The sequence below is a fragment of the Mycoplasma anseris ATCC 49234 genome, from assembly GCF_000702805.1.
GTDB classification, from domain to species: Bacteria; Bacillota_I; Bacilli_A; order Mycoplasmatales; family Metamycoplasmataceae; genus Metamycoplasma; species Metamycoplasma anseris.
Genome location: NZ_JNJX01000014.1, coordinates 1 through 18,737, shown reverse-complemented (window position 1 = coordinate 18,737; position 18,737 = coordinate 1). Strand labels below are relative to the sequence as shown.

General features: G+C 27.4%; 15 protein-coding genes, 5 tRNA genes, 1 rRNA gene and 1 other RNA gene. 6 read left to right on the top strand and 16 right to left on the bottom strand.

Annotation, left to right across the window (positions count from 1 at the left end):
• A partial coding sequence (locus T401_RS0103130) for a restriction endonuclease subunit S (protein WP_033179036.1) occupies positions 1-902 on the top strand: 902 nt, incomplete at its 5' end.
• Between the two features lie 100 nt (positions 903-1,002).
• On the opposite strand, the gene tsf is transcribed toward T401_RS0103130, so the two are convergent.
• Together tsf and rpsB are read right to left on the bottom strand one after the other, a co-directional pair.
• Positions 1,003-1,884 carry a translation elongation factor Ts gene (tsf, locus tag T401_RS0103125; protein ID WP_033179034.1) on the bottom strand — a complete coding sequence of 294 codons (882 nt, stop codon included), beginning with the start codon at positions 1,882-1,884 and terminating at the stop codon, positions 1,003-1,005.
• A gap of 18 nt (positions 1,885-1,902) precedes the next feature.
• Positions 1,903-2,766 carry a 30S ribosomal protein S2 gene (gene rpsB / locus T401_RS0103120; protein ID WP_036430538.1) on the bottom strand — a complete coding sequence of 288 codons (864 nt, stop codon included), beginning with the start codon at positions 2,764-2,766 and terminating at the stop codon, positions 1,903-1,905.
• A 228-nt stretch (positions 2,767-2,994) separates the two neighbouring features.
• Here rpsB and lepA point away from each other — a divergent pair, with 228 nt between their 5' ends.
• From lepA to T401_RS0103105, 3 genes are read left to right on the top strand one after another with little or no spacing between them, the layout of a single operon-like run.
• Positions 2,995-4,794, top strand: coding sequence for a translation elongation factor 4 (lepA, locus tag T401_RS0103115; protein ID WP_033179033.1), 1,800 nt, complete (start codon positions 2,995-2,997; stop codon positions 4,792-4,794).
• Positions 4,795-4,797: 3 nt separating this feature from the next.
• A complete protein-coding gene (locus tag T401_RS07250) occupies positions 4,798-5,685 on the top strand; it encodes an MSC_0882 family membrane protein (RefSeq protein ID WP_033179032.1) in 888 nt (295 codons plus the stop codon).
• Positions 5,685-5,909 (top strand): YneF family protein, encoded by a 225-nt coding sequence (locus T401_RS0103105; RefSeq protein WP_033179031.1) that lies wholly within the window; start codon positions 5,685-5,687, stop codon positions 5,907-5,909. Before T401_RS07250 ends, T401_RS0103105 begins: the two co-directional genes overlap by 1 nt.
• Positions 5,910-5,946: 37 nt before the next feature.
• Here the strand turns inward: T401_RS0103105 and T401_RS0103100 are convergent, their stop codons facing one another.
• The 9 genes from T401_RS0103100 to T401_RS0103060 all read right to left on the bottom strand — a co-directional run bounded on the left by T401_RS0103100 (position 5,947) and on the right by T401_RS0103060 (position 11,293).
• Positions 5,947-6,768: a nucleotide exchange factor GrpE gene (locus T401_RS0103100; RefSeq protein WP_033179030.1), complete on the bottom strand. Its 822-nt coding sequence runs from the start codon at positions 6,766-6,768 to the stop codon at positions 5,947-5,949.
• A complete protein-coding gene (hrcA, locus tag T401_RS07245; protein WP_033179029.1) occupies positions 6,768-7,763 on the bottom strand; it encodes a heat-inducible transcriptional repressor HrcA in 996 nt (331 codons plus the stop codon). The genes T401_RS0103100 and hrcA overlap by 1 nt, the downstream gene beginning before the upstream one ends.
• Before the next feature lie 137 nt (positions 7,764-7,900).
• Positions 7,901-7,977, bottom strand: a tRNA-Arg gene (locus T401_RS0103090).
• Between the two features lie 5 nt (positions 7,978-7,982).
• Positions 7,983-8,057 (bottom strand) — tRNA-Cys (locus T401_RS0103085).
• Between the two features lie 175 nt (positions 8,058-8,232).
• Positions 8,233-8,306: transfer RNA gene (locus T401_RS0103080), tRNA-Gly, on the bottom strand.
• Position 8,307: 1 nt separating this feature from the next.
• Positions 8,308-8,381: transfer RNA gene (locus T401_RS0103075), tRNA-Gly, on the bottom strand.
• Positions 8,382-8,473: 92 nt separating this feature from the next.
• A tRNA-Arg gene (locus T401_RS0103070) sits at positions 8,474-8,549 on the bottom strand.
• Positions 8,550-8,580: 31 nt separating this feature from the next.
• Positions 8,581-10,353 carry a GIY-YIG nuclease family protein gene (locus T401_RS07240; RefSeq protein WP_033179028.1) on the bottom strand — a complete coding sequence of 591 codons (1,773 nt, stop codon included), beginning with the start codon at positions 10,351-10,353 and terminating at the stop codon, positions 8,581-8,583.
• Positions 10,346-11,293: a gamma-glutamylcyclotransferase family protein gene (locus tag T401_RS0103060; protein WP_033179027.1), complete on the bottom strand. Its 948-nt coding sequence runs from the start codon at positions 11,291-11,293 to the stop codon at positions 10,346-10,348. Before T401_RS0103060 ends, T401_RS07240 begins: the two co-directional genes overlap by 8 nt.
• Positions 11,294-11,348: 55 nt before the next feature.
• Between T401_RS0103060 and ffs the strand changes: the two genes are divergently transcribed.
• Positions 11,349-11,445: signal recognition particle sRNA small type (ffs, locus tag T401_RS03430), an RNA gene on the top strand.
• Positions 11,446-11,451: 6 nt separating this feature from the next.
• Entirely contained in the window at positions 11,452-12,087 is a 636-nt protein-coding gene (locus T401_RS07235; protein WP_033179026.1) for a hypothetical protein, read from the top strand.
• A gap of 644 nt (positions 12,088-12,731) precedes the next feature.
• On the opposite strand, the gene T401_RS0103050 is transcribed toward T401_RS07235, so the two are convergent.
• The 5 genes from T401_RS0103050 to rrf form a co-directional block, all read right to left on the bottom strand.
• Positions 12,732-14,600, bottom strand: a complete 1,869-nt coding sequence (locus tag T401_RS0103050) for an ABC transporter ATP-binding protein (protein ID WP_033179025.1) — start codon at positions 14,598-14,600, stop codon at positions 12,732-12,734.
• Positions 14,593-16,389, bottom strand: coding sequence for an ABC transporter ATP-binding protein (locus tag T401_RS07230; RefSeq protein ID WP_033179024.1), 1,797 nt, complete (start codon positions 16,387-16,389; stop codon positions 14,593-14,595). The genes T401_RS0103050 and T401_RS07230 overlap by 8 nt, the downstream gene beginning before the upstream one ends.
• A 67-nt stretch (positions 16,390-16,456) precedes the next feature.
• Positions 16,457-17,647, bottom strand: coding sequence for an acetate/propionate family kinase (locus T401_RS0103040; protein WP_033179023.1), 1,191 nt, complete (start codon positions 17,645-17,647; stop codon positions 16,457-16,459).
• Positions 17,648-17,755: 108 nt separating this feature from the next.
• Positions 17,756-18,604 (bottom strand): DNA-binding protein WhiA, encoded by an 849-nt coding sequence (gene whiA, locus T401_RS07225; protein ID WP_033179022.1) that lies wholly within the window; start codon positions 18,602-18,604, stop codon positions 17,756-17,758.
• A 29-nt stretch (positions 18,605-18,633) separates the two neighbouring features.
• Positions 18,634-18,736: ribosomal RNA gene (rrf, locus tag T401_RS0103030) — 5S ribosomal RNA — on the bottom strand.
• Position 18,737 lies beyond the last annotated feature (1 nt).

Here is an 18,737-nt window from a genome sequence, read left to right as displayed (position 1 = left end):
ACTATTTATTAATGAATCAAAATAATATTTATTTATTAGCTAAAGGAAGTGGGGCACCACCGAATTTAAGCAATAAGAATATAGACAATATTGAAATTCCAATTCCTTCATTAAATATCCAAAATCAAATTGTTAAAATTCTTGATAAGTTTTCAGAATTAGTTGAAGATACTAAAGGGCTTTTGCCAAAAGAAATTGAACAAAGACAAAAGCAATATGAATATTATCGGGAAAAACTACTTTCATTTGGTAATGAAAATAATATAGGAAGAGAGAGAGAGAGAGAGAGAGAGGTAAGTAATGACTTTTTCTTGATTCTTCAAGAAGCAATGCATATCCTTGGTCTACAGCTTTCTTTTGGCTTAGAATATAAAAAACTTGGAGAAATTTGTGAAATTAAAACAGGTGACCAACTAAATAAAAATAAAATGATAATAGATGGAAAATACCCAGTTATTAATGGAGGAGTTTTAGCTTCTGGACTTACAAATAATTGGAATTGTGAAGAAAATACTATAACCGTATCTCAAGGTGGAGCTTCTGCGGGATTTGTTAATTTTATAACAGAAAAATTTTGACTAGGAGCACATGCTTACAAAATAAAAATTAAGAATAACTCTAATCCAATCATAAATAGATACATATTTCATTTTCTTAAAATGAATCAGGAAAATTTTCAAGAAAATAAAGTTGGTGCTGGAATTCCAAGTATTTCAAGAAATCTTTTAAATGAAATAAAAATTCCTATTCCTTCTTTAAGAATTCAACAAAATATTGTAAAAACTCTTGATCAGTTTCAAGAATTAATTGAAAATACTAACGGACTACTACCCAAAGAAATTGAACAAAGACAAAAGCAATATGAATATTGACGACAAAAATTATTTGATTTCAAAAAATAAATAATCAAAAATTCCTAAAGTTTTTTTTAGGAATTTTTATTTCATTTTAGTTATTAAAAGTAAGTTAAATAAAAAAGAGGAATTACTTCCTCCTTTTAAATTATTTTTGGTTCATTTGTTCTGCTACTTCAGCAGCAAAATCAACGGTTTTCTTTTCAATACCTTCACCTAATTCATAACGTTTTGCATCAATTAATTCTAAACCTTGGTTTTCTAAGAATTTAGCAATAGTTAAAGCTTCATCCATAACAAAGTTTTGATACATTAAAACACCACGTTCATTGAATTCTTTTCTTAACATACCAGCTTTAATTGATTCTTTAATTTTATCTGGCTTGTTAGCTAAAACTGGGTTTGCATCGATAGCTTCATTAATTTTTGCTAATTCTTCAGCAGGAATTGAGCTTTCGAATAAGTGAGCTGGGTTTAAGGCAGCAATATGCATTGCTAAGTGTCTTAATTCTTCAGCTTTGGTTCCTTTTGCTAAAGCAATAACTGAGATTCTGTTATTAGCATGAGTATATCCAGCAACTGATTCTCCATCTTTAGCAACATATTTTAATGCTCTTCTTAAGGTAATTTTTTCACCAATTTTTGCAGTTAAATCAGCACAGTGTTCTTCAATAGTTAAATCACCAATTTTAATAGCATTAACTTCTTCGATAGTATTGAATTCTGAAGCAACTAAAGCTTCTTGAACTTTTTCTGCAAATTCAACAAATAATTGGTTTTTGGCAACAAAGTCTGTTTCTGAGTTTAATTCAAATAAAACTGCAACATTACCTTTTACATAAGCACTAGTAATACCTTCAGCAGCGATTCTTGAAGCTTTTTTAGCTGCCTTAATAATACCTTTTTCTTGCAATCATTTAATAGAAGCTTCAATATCATTGTCATTTGCTTCTAAAGCGTTTTTACAATCTAAAAAACCTGAATTTGTTCTTTCTCTTAATTCTTTAATTTTACTTAAATCTACTGCCATAATAATTCCTTTTCTTAATTATTCAGTTTCGGTTGTTTCTTTTTTAACAAATCTTTGTGGTTGTTTTTTAGTTGGTTGTGATTCTTTTTTTGGTTCTTCTGGTAAAACAATTTCGTCATTTGATTTGTATGCGTATAATTGTTTTTCGCCTCTTGCTGCACAAATTGCATCAGCTAAAATAGTTGTAATTAAAGTAATTGATTTAACTGAATCATCATTTGCTGGAATAATGATATCTACTAAATCTGGATTTGAATTTGAATCTTGGATACCAATGATTTTAATTCCTTTTTTCTTAGCTTCTAATAAAGCAATTTCATCTTCTAATGGTGAAGCACAAATCATAACTTGTGGAGGATTTACTTTTCCTGCTAATGGTCTAATACCACCTAAGTTCTTTTGTAACTTAGCAATTTTCTTATCAAATAGTAAACCTTCTTTTTTGGTGTAGCCTGCGTATCCATTTTTTTGTAATTCTTCTAATCTTTCTAGTTCTTTTACTGATCTAAAAATGGTTTGTGAATTGGTTAATGTTCCACCTAATCAACGTTCTGATACGTATACTGAGTTAGTTCTATTGGCTGCTGCTTCAATTGCTTTTTTAGCTTGTTTTTTTGTTCCTACTCATATAAATGAAACTTGTTTTTGTGCCATTTTGTTTAATAATTTATATGAGTATTCTAATGATCTTTGAGTTGAAGCAATGTCTAGAATGTGGATACCCATTCTTTTTCCTCAAATGTATTTTTTCATTTTTGGATTTCATTGGCTAACTCTGTGTCCAAAATAAGTTCCGGCTTCTAATAATTTTTCTCTTGAAATAATTTCTGGTTCTTGTGAAGTTTTTTCAACTTCTACTTTTTTTGTTTCTTTTTCAGTCATTTTATTTCCTTTTTTTAATTTGTTATACTTCCTATTACTTCGAACAATTTGCATCATATTGACACTGGCAATTGAATCCATAATAGTGTTTGATTTATTAATTGATTTTAATTTAATAAATTAACATGCTTTTTTAGCATGAAAAAATTTTACCATATTTCTTTATTTTTGTAGGGCGAATTATAAATTTTTAAAAAATAGCAATTAATTAAATATAATTTTTAAGATATGACAAACCCAAAGATAAGAAATTTCGCAATTATTGCTCACATCGATCACGGAAAAAGTACATTAGCTGATCGGATTTTAGAATTTACTGAAACTATTTCAATGAGAGAAAGTAGACCACAAATTCTAGATACAATGGATCTAGAACAAGAAAGAGGAATTACAATTAAGTTAAATGCCATTCAAATTAAATATAAAGACTATATTTTTCATTTGATTGATACGCCTGGGCATGTGGATTTTACTTATGAAGTTTCTCGTAGTTTAGCTGCTTGTGAAGGTGCTTTATTGTTGGTTGATGCTACCCAGGGAATTCAAGCTCAAACCTTAGCTAATGTCTATTTAGCAATGGAACATGACTTAGAAATAGTTCCAATTATTAATAAATGTGATTTGCCAAGTGCTGATCCCCAAAGAGTGAAAGACGAAATTGAAGCAATTATTGGTATTGATGCTAGTGAAGCAATTGAAATTTCAGCTAAAACTGGTTTAAATATTGATAAAGTAATTGAAGCAATTATAAATAAAATTCCTGCTCCAAAAGAAGCTGATGAAACAAAACCTTTAGAAGCCTTGATATTTGATAGTTATTTTGATAATTATCGTGGGGTTGTGGTTTTAACTAGAGTTTTTAATGGCGAAGTAAAAGTAGGAGATGAAATCCTATTTATGCAAAATAAGAAAAAGTATTTTGTAACTGAATTAGGAGTAAAAAATCCAACTGAAGAAAAAAGAGAATCTTTAAAAGCTGGTGAAGTTGGTTGAATTGTTGCTTCAATTAGAGATGTAAAAGATGTCAGCGTTGGAGATACTATTACTTTAGTAAATAATCCGGTTGCTTTTCCTTTACCAGGATATAAAAAAATGAAACCTGTTGTATATACTGGATTCTATCCAGTGGATACCAGAGATTATAATGATTTAAAAGATGCTTTAGAAAAAATTAGTCTATCTGATTCATCAATAGTTTGAGAACCAGAAACTTCTAAGGCTTTAGGGTTTGGATTTAGAATTGGTTTTCTTGGGCTTTTACATATGGATGTACTTCAAGAAAGATTAGAGAGGGAGTTTAATTTAGATATTATTGCTACAGCCCCTTCTGTTGAATTTGTTATTACTTTAACAAATGGAGATGTTCAATATATTACTAACCCTTCATTATTTCCTGACCGTAGCACAATTAAAATGATTGAAGAACCATATATTCGTGCTTCAATTTTATTGCCGGATGAATATCTTGGAGCAATAATGGAACTTTGTCAATTAAAAAGAGGTAAATACGTTGAGATTGAATATATTGATGCTAATCGCCGCAAACTAATTTATGATTTACCTTTAAATGAAACAATCTTTGATTTCTTTGATTTAATGAAATCTTATTCTAAGGGTTATGCTTCTTTTGAATATGATTTTATTGGTTTGAAAGAAAGTGATTTAGTGAAAGTTGACATTTTATTAAACGGGGAAAAAATAGATGCCTTAGCAATGATAACTCACCGCGATAGTGCGTACATAAAAAGTCGTGAATTAACTGAAAAATTAAAAGAAGTTATCCCAAGGCAAAACTTTGAAATTCCTGTTCAAGCCGCAATTGGTGCTAAAATTATAGCAAGAGAGACTGTAAAAGCTTATCGTAAAGATGTTACAGCCAAATTGTATGGAGGGGATGTTACTCGTAGACAAAAATTGCTAAAAAAACAAAAACTAGGTAAAAAACGAATGAAATCAATTGGAACTGTAGAGGTTCCTCAAGAAGCGTTTTTAGCAATTTTAAAAACCGATACATCTAAAAAGGAGTAAGATATGGGGATTAAACCGCTTTTTTCAGGAAATAACTCAAGTACTAAAACACACTCAATTTCTGAAATGCTTTTAAACAATGCGATTTTATCTGAAACCATTGAAACACAAGCCTTATCTTCTCAAAACATTAAATTAAAAGACCCTGAAGGCATCATTCCTAATGGAATTTATAAAGTCTTTAGTTTAGAAAAATCCATTAAAGTTTTTATGGCTTTTGTTGAAACATTTATCTTTATGGGAGCATTAATCATTGCTTTGTTATTTGGGTTAAAAGCTACTTGATTTAAATTAGAAAATAATATTGCTCCTTGAACTTGATTCATTGTTCCAGTTGGATCTATGGGACTATCACTTACTTTATTTGTCTTAGATTTAATTGAATATTTAGGGATAAAAAAGAGCATTGTCATGTATCGAGATTCAATTAAAGCTGGAGCAGTATCTACACCCCCTTTTATTTCCTTGCTATATCGTAAATTAATGATGAAACAAGTAAGAAAAACTTGGTTAGTAGTAGCAATTTTATTTTATGTGGGATTATTTACTGTTATTCTTTGAGCTTTACAAAACCAAAAATGGGGAGAATTAGATTGAAAAACTTGAATTCATAAATCATTTCCAAACCCTAATACGGTTGTATACATACTTTGTGGTATAATGTCTTTGGTTTTAGTATTATTTGTTATTAATACAATTATAAGAAAAAAAAGAATGGTTGATATTCAATCATTCTTCGGAAACGAATCACTAGACTACAATAGTTTACAAGAAGACAAATCTAAAGCTCATCGTTTTTGAGCAAAAGTATTCTTTATTAGTGTTTTAGTATTATTGGTTTTACCATTTATTATATGAATTCTTATTAAGAAATTTGGAGGAAAGAAATAATGGAATGATGAGGAATTTTATTGTGTGTATTGCTTCCTATTTTAGGAGCAATCGGAGGATTTATTGGAGGTTTATTCTTCAGTAAAAAGAAATTTGAAAAGCAATTAAAAGAAAACCCACCAGTGACTGAACAAATGATTAGAGTTATGTTCCAACAAATGGGAAGAAAAGCTTCAGAAAACCAAATTAAACAAGTTATGCGTTCAATGAAGAATGCCAAATAATTAAAAAAACTCACCTAGATGAGTTTTTTTATTTTGCTTATTTTGACACAATAACTAAAGCTGGCTTAATAACACGATCATGTAATTTATAACCAATATTTTTTACTTGGATGATAATATCTTTTGCTAAATCAGATTCCACCAACTCATATACTTGATGAATATTTGGATCAAAAACATCACCTTCTTTAGGAATGATTTTTGAAACTTGAAAATCATTTAAAATCTGATCAATTTGTTGATAAAGCATGTTAAATCCGATGGCAAAATTTTTAACTGCTGGATTATCCATGTTTAAAGCTGCCTTAATTGCAATTTCGATATTATTTAAAGGATTTAAAATTTCTTCTAAAAATTTTTGTAAGGCATATTCTTTGGCTTTTTTTAGTTGTTCATCGAAGTGCTCACTATTTTTTTGTTTATGATCATTAATGGTTTGCTGTGCTTTATTTTGTAAAATCTCAATTTGATTTTTAAAATCATTTTGCATAGCTAAATATTCATCTTTTTGTTTCTGATTTTGGTTAAGAAGATTTGAATTTTGCTCTTCTAGTGAATGATTTTGTTTTTCTAAAACAACAATTTGATTTAATAATTTTTTAATAACTGGTTTTGGTTCTGTATGCTTAATTAATTTAATTTCATATTTAATCTTCTTTTTTTCTTCTTTTTTTTCAATCACCAAAAGATTGGTCTTTTCATCATATTCCTTAGATAAAAGCATTTCATTTAAAACTGGTTTTAAATCAATATTTAAATGACCTTTAATAATTGCTTTAGAAAAGGGATAACTAATTTGCTGATTTTCGATTCTTGTTATTTGAAATTCAACATAATCAAAATTATTTAACTTTTTCATTATTTCTCCTTAATGATTTTTTCTAAAATATTAATTGCCTCGAATGATTCTTCAAAATTGATATTTGAAGGGCCCACAATACTTAATTCCTTAATATTTTTGTCATTGGCAAAATTAATTCTTTTACTTATAATACTTAAATTAGGACGAGAAACATCCAATTTAATATTATTATCTTCATCCAAATTATTTTCAATGGTTTCTCAAACTGAATGATTTTCAATTAAATCTAACACTTTAGCAATTTCTTCTCTGCTAATACTTCTTGATAAAATGATTGCTCCTTTATTAAATGTTTTTGTTTTGGTCTCTTCTTCAAAAACAAAAACACTTTTTATAAATTTTTGTAAAATGATTTCATAATTCTTTACTTGTTTACTAAAAATTGGCATTAAGGCTAAGGCTTTTTTGCTTAATTCAATTAATGGTGTATCCAACAATCTTTCTTTAAATAAACGAATAGCAACTTTTAGGTCATCTAATTCTATGTCTTCGTTTTCGAAATTAAAAATTTTAGATTCTACTTTTCCGGTGCTAGTTACAATAACAACAATTGCTGATTTATCACTTAATGTTGTTAATTGAATACTTTTTAAAGTTTCTGAACCATTATTTGAAGTAGCAATAACTGTAACACCGGCCATTTCAGAAACAATTGAAGCAGCTTCTTCTAAGGTTGCATCAATTTTAATTCTTCTTTTTGCTAATAAATCTTCTAATTTTTCATTGAAATATCTTTGGGGATTATAAACTAAATATTTAGCATAATATTCTAAACCAATTGTAGAAGGCACTCTTCCACCTGATGAATGATATTTTTCTAAGAAATTTAATTGTTCTAATCTAGCCATAATATTTCTTATAGTGGCTGAACTACAATTTAATTTATATCTAGAAACTAAATTTTTTGATCCAACAGGTTCGCCGGTTTCTACATAATAATCAACAATTAATTTAAATATATGATTTTCTTTATCTTTTAGCATTGAATTCATAAATACCTCTTTAAATAATTAAATTTTATCACTTTTAGCACTCTTTTAGCACTTAAAAGATTAATTTGCTAAATTTATTGATTAATTTTTTTATAAAATAAAAAAGCCATTAAGGCTTTATGGACAATTTCTTGATATGGCGCGCCCGGCAGGAGTCGAACCCGCAACCTCTTGGGCCGTAACCAAGCACTCTGTCCAATTGAGCTACGGGCGCATTTTTGGAGCCACCAACCAGATTCGAACTGGTAATCAGGGTGTTGCAGACCCATGCCTTGGCCGTTTGGCTATGGTGGCAACATGGTGAAAATACCTTATTATTATAATACTTTTTTATTATTTTTTTCAAAGTTTAAAACATAGTAAGAAAAATGCATTTGCAATAAATAAAACGCGGTTAAAATCAACCGCGCCAGAAAGATTTAATTCTTAGTTATATCAATATAAATAAGGTATAAAACTAATTTATATATGGTGCGGACGAAGGGAATCGGACCCTCGTAATCAGATTGGCAACCTGATGTTCTACCATTGAACTACGTCCGCATGGTGCGAATGAAGGGAATCGAACCCTCGTAGTTAGCTTGGAAGGCTAAAGTTCTACCATTAAACTACATTCGCAATTTTGTTGCAAATTAATTATATACAATTTTTTGAATTTGTATATATTTTATTTCCTAATTTTTTACTAATTAAAAAGGAAATAAAAAAAATGGCGATCGTGGCAGGAATCGAACCTGCGACCACATGCTTAGAAGGCACGTACTCTATCCTCTGAGCTACACGACCACTGCACTAATTATTTTAGCACAAAATATAATTAATTATCATTTTTTCTTATTTTATTCCGAAAGTTATTTAAGACAGTTTTGGAATTTAAAATCTTCATTAAATTAGTGTCATTATCCTTTAAAGCTTCTTCATAAGTGATGTATTTTTGAAATAACTTTTTAGCCTTAATTTCTCCAATTCCTTTAATGTATAAAAACTCATTTTGAAATTCAATTTTCTTCATTCTTTGATGATATTTATTTTTAGCATGACGATCTACTAAACTTTGAATCTTGCTTAAAAAACATGTAGTAGCAGAATAATCAAAAATAATTTCCTGATTTTTGTCATTAATTATTGTTTCAAATTCATGTTTATTATTTTTAATTAGTCCAAAAATTGGCAAATTTCTTAATTTAGAATTAGCTAATGCTTTTTTAGCATAAGCAATTTGAGTGATTGAACCATCAACAAAAATGGCATCTAAATAGGGAAATCCTTCATTAATAGACAACACAAATTTCTTTAAAGCTTCTTCGATATAAAAAACATCACTATTTAAATTGGCATTTAAATTAAAATGTCTTGAATGAGTTTTGCTTAATTCTAAATCTAAATATACATCTGCTTTGCTAACAGCTGAATTAGTATTGTTAAAAAAAGAATTATCAAAAATAACAAAGTTTTTAAATTTTGCTATCTTTAAATGTTTTCTTAAATCATTTAAAATAATTTGATTTTTTAAAAATTTTTCTTGTTTAACTTTTATTTGTTTTTTATAAAAATCATTAACATCGTTTTTTAAGGTGAAATCAGCTTTTGTTTCTAAATTAAAAGCTAAATCATAATATTTATGATGATCAGTATAAAATTCAACATTTTTAATTAAACTTTCTAAATAGATTTTCAAATTCTGAAATTCACTATTCACCAATAATAAATCTGGTTTACGGTTTTTTTCATAAATTTGGTTTAAAAAAGTGAAAACAAATTCTTTTATTTCAAATTCCTCAGTTAATTCAGTAATTTGAAAAAAGTCATTGCTATAAATATTATCTAAATAAAAACGTATAAAACAAATTGCAAAATGGCGATTTTCGTATTTGATTTGCTTAATTGCCAAAATATCAAGTGGTTGTTTAATTTCGATATTGGTTTGTTCATTTTTATTATAGGCAATAAATTTTAAAATATTGTTTAAAAAACGGGCATATTCAAAGTTAAGATTATTTGAAGCTTTTAATTCTTCTTTTTCTAATTCCTTAATAAAACTTTTAGAAAAATGAAAAATTTTTTTAGCTTCTTTAACTTTACTTTTTCAAAACGCAGGTTCTTTATTAACAATAATTTCACCTCGATCATCTAATAATAGTTTTCTTCGTAAATAAGTAATTAATTCATTATGCGAAACATTACTTACTAAAGGGCCAAAAAAAGCTGAATGAGGTTTATTTTGATAATTAGAAACAATTTTAATTTGCAAACCTTTATTTGGCTTATAACTAACGCTTAAATAAGGAAAATTTGCTTGAATTGGAAAAAGGACATTATATTTTGGCTTATATTGATTAATTAAAAATCTTTCACGAATAAATGCTTCAGCATCACTGGCACATATTTCATATTTAACATCTGCAATTTGTTGAAGCATTTCTTTGGTTTTAAATGAATTATTAGCTTTTTCAAAAACATATTGGGAAATCCGATTTTTTAAATTAATTGCTTTTCCAATATAAATAATTTCATCATTTTTATTTAATCAAAAATATACTCCAGGTTTTTCTGGGATATTTTTGATAAATTCTTTTTTATTTTTAATCATTAGTTGTTTCAATATCCTTTTTGTGTTTAAAGAAAGCGTCCAACATAAGATTTAAACGTTTTCATGGATCAAGATCGAAATCTTGACAAATTAGTTCTAAACAATTTTCATAAATTCCCAATTTGAATTTTTCTTCAAGATTTTGATCTTCTCTTGCTGATAAAAAGAAAGCTGGTTTTTGTTTATTAAAAATTGCTAAATCAAATGGCTGAACTAAATATTTATAACCAATATCAATATGTTGAAGTTCATTTAATTCATGATTAAACATCATTGAATAATGAATAGCATTATTTGGTTCTTTGCGGCCAAACATTAAATATCCAACATAATATTCATTTTCATATTCTAATTCAATAAAAATTCCGTGTGAAGTTAAAGAATATTTTTCATTATTCTTAGTAGTTCAATTAATAAATAAAGCAGCATAAGGATGGGTTAATTGCTTAATCATTTCGTTGGTTTTCTTATCAGATTTATATAGAAATAAGAAGTCATATAAAGGTAAATCAGCAATTTGTTTTTCTAGTTCAACAAAAGCTGATAAATTTTCTTGATTAGCTTTTGGATCACTTGAAAAGACTTGACTATCAGTAACTTTTTCTCATTTTCCTACTTCTAATTTTGAATATACATAAACATTTTCTAAAATTTCATTTTTGTCTTTTAAAAAGACATTGGCAAAAAAACGCCCATATTGCGGAAACATTTCTCAACGATCAATCAAAAATAATTGATCTTTGGTAATTTCAAAAACTGTTCCATCCACTACACCATAAGTATCTTTTTTTAATAAAAAATAATTAGTTTGATCTTTGCATTTAATAAAACCATTTAAAGAAGCTGGGTATTTTTTTACCTCTTTGCCAAATAATGGTTCATAAAATTGGGGATCTTGAATAGTTCCATAACTAAAAACATAAATTTTTTCGTCTGTCATTTTTTCTCCTAATAACTAATTAAATTATATAATATTCATTAATTTTGTATATAATAATAAATGCCATAGGAATGACAACCTTGTAACCTGGTCAGGATAGAGATATAGCAGCCATATCGAGTAGTGTCATGTCTTGTGGTTTTTTTATAAGGAGAATTATGCTTTGTACTAGATTATTAACCAACCTTTATGATCAAGAAGATTATGATATTTTAATTTTAATGAGATCTGTTGAATTTACCATTTATATTAAAACTTCAAAAGTTCAACATTTTGATGAACAAAGTGTTGCCAAATTGTTTAAATTGAGCCAATATGATCAACAACAAGACTATCAAACTTTATATGTTCGTAATAATGAATTTTTTATTAGCCCAAACAATGTTTTTGATAGTTTTGTAAAAAACAAACCTAATTGAAGTTATGGAGATGAATCACGTAATTATGAATTTAGTTTATTAAAAATCTCTTTATTAAAAAACCTAATTAAATTTTTAAAAAATGATGATATGAATTTTAGCTTAATCTTATTTAATCAACAAAAAAGTTTACCATTAGCAATGTTTATGTATTGTAATGAGGAATTAGCTAAAAATGAATTGGATTTTATACTTAAAAAAGATGGTGGCAAAATGTATTTTAAAACACTTGATGCCATGCGTGCTTTGGAAAAGGAATTACCATTTGCAAACAAGAAATTCCTAGAAGAAGATACTATTATTTATATTCAAACTAAAATGCTTCCTCATATTGAAAAAGCAATTGAATACATGCAAGAAAAAGAAGCAAATTAACTAAAAAGTCACCAAAAAACCTAGCTTATTCAATTTCTAGGTTTTTTATTAAAATTTTTGATTTTATATTTCTTTTAAAAAGCTAGCAAATTTATCAACTTTTAATAAATTTATTAATAAAATTTGAATCAATAATAAGAACAAAATATGAAGTCAGAGCTTTAAACGTGTTTTCATCATATCCACTTAATTCAATTAATTATCTATTCATTTTTAATTCAAGTGCGTTTTTATCTGAAGGACACTATTTTCAAGTTTTTTTAATTTTGGTCTTAGATCTTCAAATTCTTCTTTAGGAGCAACCTTAATTTTTTGTTGTTTTGGTTTGCCACATTTACTTGTAATAATTAGTAAAGAAATAACTGTTATTAAACATCAATTCAACCTGAAATTATTTTGGATCTCTTTTTCGTTTTTTTCTTTTATTTAGCTATTTTTAACATTCTAAGTATATTATAAAGGCTATTTAACCCTAAGTTTCTAAGAAATGTCTTTTATTTTTGTTTTTGGTTAAATTAAATTTTCGTTTTTGCAAAAAAGTGATATAATTTTATCGAATTGTGATTACACAGTTTTTATAAATAGACAAATTTAAAAGTTGGTTTTTAAAAACCAACTTTTTTGTTTGTGCTTTTTGATAATGATTAGGCATCTTCATCAAATGCTGAATGATATAGTTTTTCATAAAAACCTTTTAAAGCAAGTAATTCTTTATGATTTCCTTGTTCAATAATTTGACCATCTTTAATAACTAAAATTTGATCAGCATTTACAATAGTTGAAAGACGGTGAGCAATAACAAATGAAGTTTTTCCCTTCATTAAATTCAACATTGCTTCTTGAATATTCCTTTCAGTTCTTGTATCAACGTTTGAAGTTGCTTCATCTAAAATTAAAATGTTTTTATTAGCAATAATAGCTCTAGTAATGGCTAGTAATTGTCTTTCACCTTGAGAAAAGTTTGCTCCACCTTCTTCAACAATTTCATCATAGCCATGTTCTAATAATCTAATAAAGTCATCGGCTTTTGATAATTTGGCCGCTGTTTTTATTTCTTCATCGCTAGCTTCTAAATTAGCATATCTTAAATTTTCCATAATGGTGGTTTTAAATAAGAATGTGTCTTGTAAAACAATTGAAATTTGGTTTCTTCAACTAGCTTCATTGATTTCTGTTGATTTGCGATTATCAATTAAGACTTCTCCAGCATTTGGTAAATAGAATTTAGTTAATAAATTAATAATGGTGGTTTTGCCTGCTCCAGTTGGACCAACAATAGCAAACACTTGTCCTCTTTTAGCCTTAAATGAGGCATTTCTTAATTGTAACTTATCACTATTTGGGATATAAGAGAAATCAACATTTTTAAATTCAACATCACCCTTAACTTCAGCAATTTCAGCTAAAGTTGATTGATCAACTTCTGGTTTTAAATTAATAATTCTAATAACTCTACTTGCTGAAACTGAAGCCATTTGCATTTGAGCAATGTTTTCAAAGAATCTTATGATTTGGTTAGTCATAATTCTTATGTAAGTTAAAAATGAAATTAGAATTCCAAAAGTAAATTTATTGCCAGTTCCAGTATCAATCCCTTTTAAAGTAAAGACCGCCCCAATAATTCCAACAATTGCTTGTAAGATCATTGTAATTGCATTGGCATAAGGATAAATAATACCTGAATATAAACTTGCTTTAAATGATGATTTAAACAACTTAGTATTTTTAATTTTAAATTCCTTATGAATTTCTTCTACTTGATTATAAGCCTTAATTAAATGTAGAGCTGCTAAATGTTCTTCAATATAGCCATTTAAAGATGCAATTCGGTTTTGTTGCTTTTGAAAATGCGGAACAGCTTTTAGCATTAATAAAGCAATGACGGCATAAAATATTGGTAAAAACACTAAAGTAATTAATGTTAAATAAGGAGAATAATAAAGCATAAATGTTAATGAGGTTGCCACAACAAATCCAGTAGTAAAAATTGGACTTAAGCAACCTGCTAAACCGTTTAAAACGTTGTCAATGTCATTTGATAAAATTGACATTAATTCACCACTATTGCTTGCTTCAAAGAAAGAAATTGGCATTTTCATAATTGCTTTGTATGCTTGAGTTCGCATAATTTGAGCCCCAATAATTCCGGCTTTAACACTTAAATTGTTGGATAATAAATTGATTACTTGCTGTAAAAAATAAGATAAAGCCAATAAACCTAAAGGAAGTCCTAATTTTTCAATTACAGTTCCTGGACTGTTTAAATAATCCAATGCTAAAAATTTATCAGTAATATAACCTAAGGCAAAAGTGGAAGAAGCCAATAATAAAGCAGCAATAAAGTTTAATAAAATGATTGAAACAAAAATTCCTCTTCGATAATTAATATAACCAATCATTTTTTTTAGACTATCTTTTTTAATGGCAGCAAATTTCTTCTTTAAAAGTTTTCTTTCTTGTTTGGGTAAATTCTTTAGTTTAACATCAGTTTTGAAAGGATCTAAATTATTCATTGCCACCTCCCATTTGGGTTAAAGCAATTTCCCGATATAGTTCATTTCTTTGCAATAACTCATCATGTTTTCCCATATCAGCAATTTTGCCGTGATTTAAAACAATGATTTTATCTGCATCCATAATTGATGATATTTTTTGAGCCACAATAATAGTTGTAATTTGGTTTTCTTTAAATGCTTCTTTAATATTGTTTCTTACCACCGCTTCAGTTTTAGCATCTAAAGCACTAGTTGAATCATCCAAAATCAAAATTTTTGGTTTTCTAATTACCCCTTGAGCAATAGAAAGTCTTTGTTTTTGACCACCGGAAAGGTTTGCTCCTTTTTGTTCTAATTGGTGTTCATATTTTTTGCCAAAACGGTTAATATATTCATAAGCACATGAAATCTTAGTTGCATTAATAACATCTTCATCAGTTGCCTTTGGATTGGCAAATAATAAATTAGATTTAATTGTTCCACTTAAAATGGTTGGATTTTGATATACGTGGGAAATGTTATTTCTTAAAGAATTAGTATCAATTTCCTGTATATTGTGGTTATCAATTAAAATTTCACCATGTTTAATTTTATAGTCTAAACTTAGTAATTTTACTATTGTCGATTTACCAGAACCTGTAGGTCCAATTATTCCCAAAGTTTCACCTGGTTTTATTTCAAAATTAATGTTTTCAATAATATTTTTATCTGCTTGATCATAATAACTAAAACTTACGTCTTTAAAAATAATATGCCCATTTGAAACTTGTTTATCTGAGTTTACAAATGGAATGTCTGGTTTAATATTAGTTATTTCTAAAATTCTTTTAACTGAAATATTTGCCCGATAAGTGTTAAATAAAACAAAAGTAGTTAAGACAACACCATTTACAACAATCATTGTGTATTGAACAAAGCTATTGATATTCCCAATAAATGATGCATATTCAAATGGGTTTTTAGCACCATTAATTCAAGTAGAACCACCCACTCCAAAAATAATAACAACAACTAAATTTGCAATTAAAGCTACAATGTTAAATGTTGAGTTAAATGATAATCATGCTCTTTTAGAAATACTTCCTAATTTTTTGTTAGCATCTTCAAATTTAATAGCTTGATTAGCTTCTAAATTGTATGATTTAATAACCTTTGCTCCTAAGATATTTTCTTGTGATTCATTGTTAATTTGATCATGGGCTTTTTGTTCTTTTTTGAAAGTTGGTCCAATAATTGCTGCGGATATTATCATTGTTAAGCTCAATAAAGGAATTAATACCGCAAAAGAAATTGATAATTTTAAATCAGTTAACAAAGCGAAAGTTAAACCCAAAATTAAGTTAGCAGGACCAATAATCATTGTTCTTAAAAAAGAAATAATCCCCATTTGAATCCGGTTAATATCAATTGTAAATCTTGTCATAATTTTGGCATGTGAAAGAGTTTCAATATCTTTTTGTGACAAGGTTGATAAATGTCTTCACAAATAATCCCTTATATCCCTTGCGCCTCCAGTTGAAACATGAGCAGCAAAATATGAAGAAGTAAGCCCACTTAAAGTGCCAATTAAAATAGCAATTGCCAAACAAGCTCCAAGTGTTTGGACACCAGCATTGGTAGAAGCAACACTAAATGTTCAAATTAGAATCTTAAATTGTGTTACTTGATCAAGACTCATGAAGGTAATTAGTTGGGAAATAAACATTGGTACAACCAAAAACGCTAAAGCCTGAAAAATTGTCAATAAAATACTGAAAAAAGCTAGTATTTTATATTTAAAACTCATAAAACGGAAAATTCTCAGCATTCTTCCTCCTTTCTTAATATAAAAATAAGCAATGATGCCTATTTTTAAAAATGAATTTCATTATAAATTATTTATTAAAAAATTCCTTTGCTTCTTTAGCAATAAATAATTCTTCTTGTGCTTTAATTACATAAATTGGCAAAGCACTATCTTTTGCTGAAATTAATTTATATTCATCAAATTTTCTATTTTTGTTTGCTTCTTCATCAATTGTTAGTTTAATTAAATGAATGTTTTTAATAACTTGTTGTCTTACATAGTCATCATTTTCGCCAACACCAGCTGTAAAAATAATACCGTCAATTGGTCCTTCAATCCGATTTAAGTATTTAATTAAGTAATCACTGATTTTTAAGCAGTATAGATCTAAAGCAAATTTAGCTTGTTCATTTTCTTGTTCTCTTGCTGCATGAATATCACGAATATCTGATGAAACTAAGCTTGTTCCTAAAATACCTGATTGTTCATTTAAAATTTTCATTACTTCATCAATTGATTTATTGGTATGTTTCATTACATAAGGAATAATTGATGGATCAATATCCCCACTTCTAGTACCCATCATAACCCCAGCAATTGGAGTAAATCCCATTGAGGTATCAATTGATTTACCATCTTGAATAGCGCATAAACTAGCACCATTTCCAATGTGTAAACTTACTACATTAACATTTTGTTTGTTAAAGATTTCTTGTGATTTTTGGGCAATAAAGTTATGGTTTAAACCATGAAAACCATATTTTCTAATGTTTAAAGATTGGGTTAATTCATAGTTAATTGGGTAAGTGTAAGCTACTTTTGGAAGAGTAGCATGATATGAAGTATCAAAATGCATTGTCATTTTAGCATTTGGTAACATTTCTTTAAATGCTAAAATTGATTCGATTGCTCCAGGATTATGAACCGGGGCTAAATCAATAGCTTCTTTTAAGTGGTTAATATTTTCTTCTGTTACTTCACAAGTCTTTTGCATATGAGGCCCACCATTAACTACTCTAAATGCTACTTGAGAAATTTCATCATAGTTCTTAATAATTCCATATTCTTCTCATTGTTTAACTAATTTTTTAATTGTTTCTAAAAAAGTTGGTAAGGGCATTTCAAAATCTTTTTTCATACCTTTGTAATCTAAAGATAAAATTCCTGATTCCATTTTAATCCGTTGAGCAACACCTTTTGCTTCAACTTCCATTTGTTCATTAAATAAACTTCATTTAATTGAGCTTGATCCAGCATTAATGATCAATATTTTTGACATTTCTTGTCCTCCTTATATAATTCAATAATTATAATATTTAATTTTTTATTTTATAAATAAAACTAATAAAAAATAACAAGCCTTTTTGCTTGTTTTGTTTTAAAAATATTATTTCTTCTTTGTTTTGGATTGATTAATCTTTTTAACAATCCGGCTCAATTTTAATAAATAATTATTTAATGTAGATTTTGCTTTTTTAATCTTGTGTTTTTCATTTAATAATATAACTAATTCATTTAAACTAGAATCTAAATTTTCTTCTTTTAAATTAAAAAACAATAATTCATTTTCTGAAAATAAATCTTCATGATGAGTTTGTTTAATTTTATTTCAATTATTTAAAAATAATTGATTAGAATTTGCAATTCTTTGTTGATTATAAATATCAAAGTTAGTAAGGCGGTTAATATTATTTTTAAAATCTCTTTCAATTTTGGTTTCTTCAAATTCTAAATATGATTCTAAAGCTTCAATCGCTTTTAAAAAATCACAAATAGCTTCTACTTTTTTAATATATAAAAAGAAAGCATTATTTCTTTGCATTAACTTAAAATTAAAATCATATTTATTTAAAATATCTCTTATTTCCAATGCTTTTTGTTCATTAAACAACTTTAATTCTAAATGATAACTTGTTGAATGTACATCACTAATTGAACCACCGCTTAGAAAAACACCAGCAAAATAATTTCCTTGTTTTTTTATATCTTTACTAAGATATTTTGAATGAATTAGAACTTGATTTTTTCTTGGCATTTGAAAAACTAAATTATATTTATTTAATAAATTAATAATGAATTCCAAAGTTTCTTTGGTATTTATGGTTAATAAATAGTAATCGTCAATAAAAAAAGCAGTGGCAAAAATTCCGTTTAATAACTCAATATTGCTATTTTTTTGTACTCTCGGTTTAGTGATAATTTCTTGTTTAATTGATTGGCTAAAGGATTTCTTCATAATATAATTCTACCTTAAAAAAATATAAAAAAAAGCAACGACCTATTTTCCCGTGAAGGTATCGTCGGCACTGAAGAGCTTAACTGCTGAGTTCGGAATGGAATCAGGTGGATCCTCTTCGTTATGGTTGCTA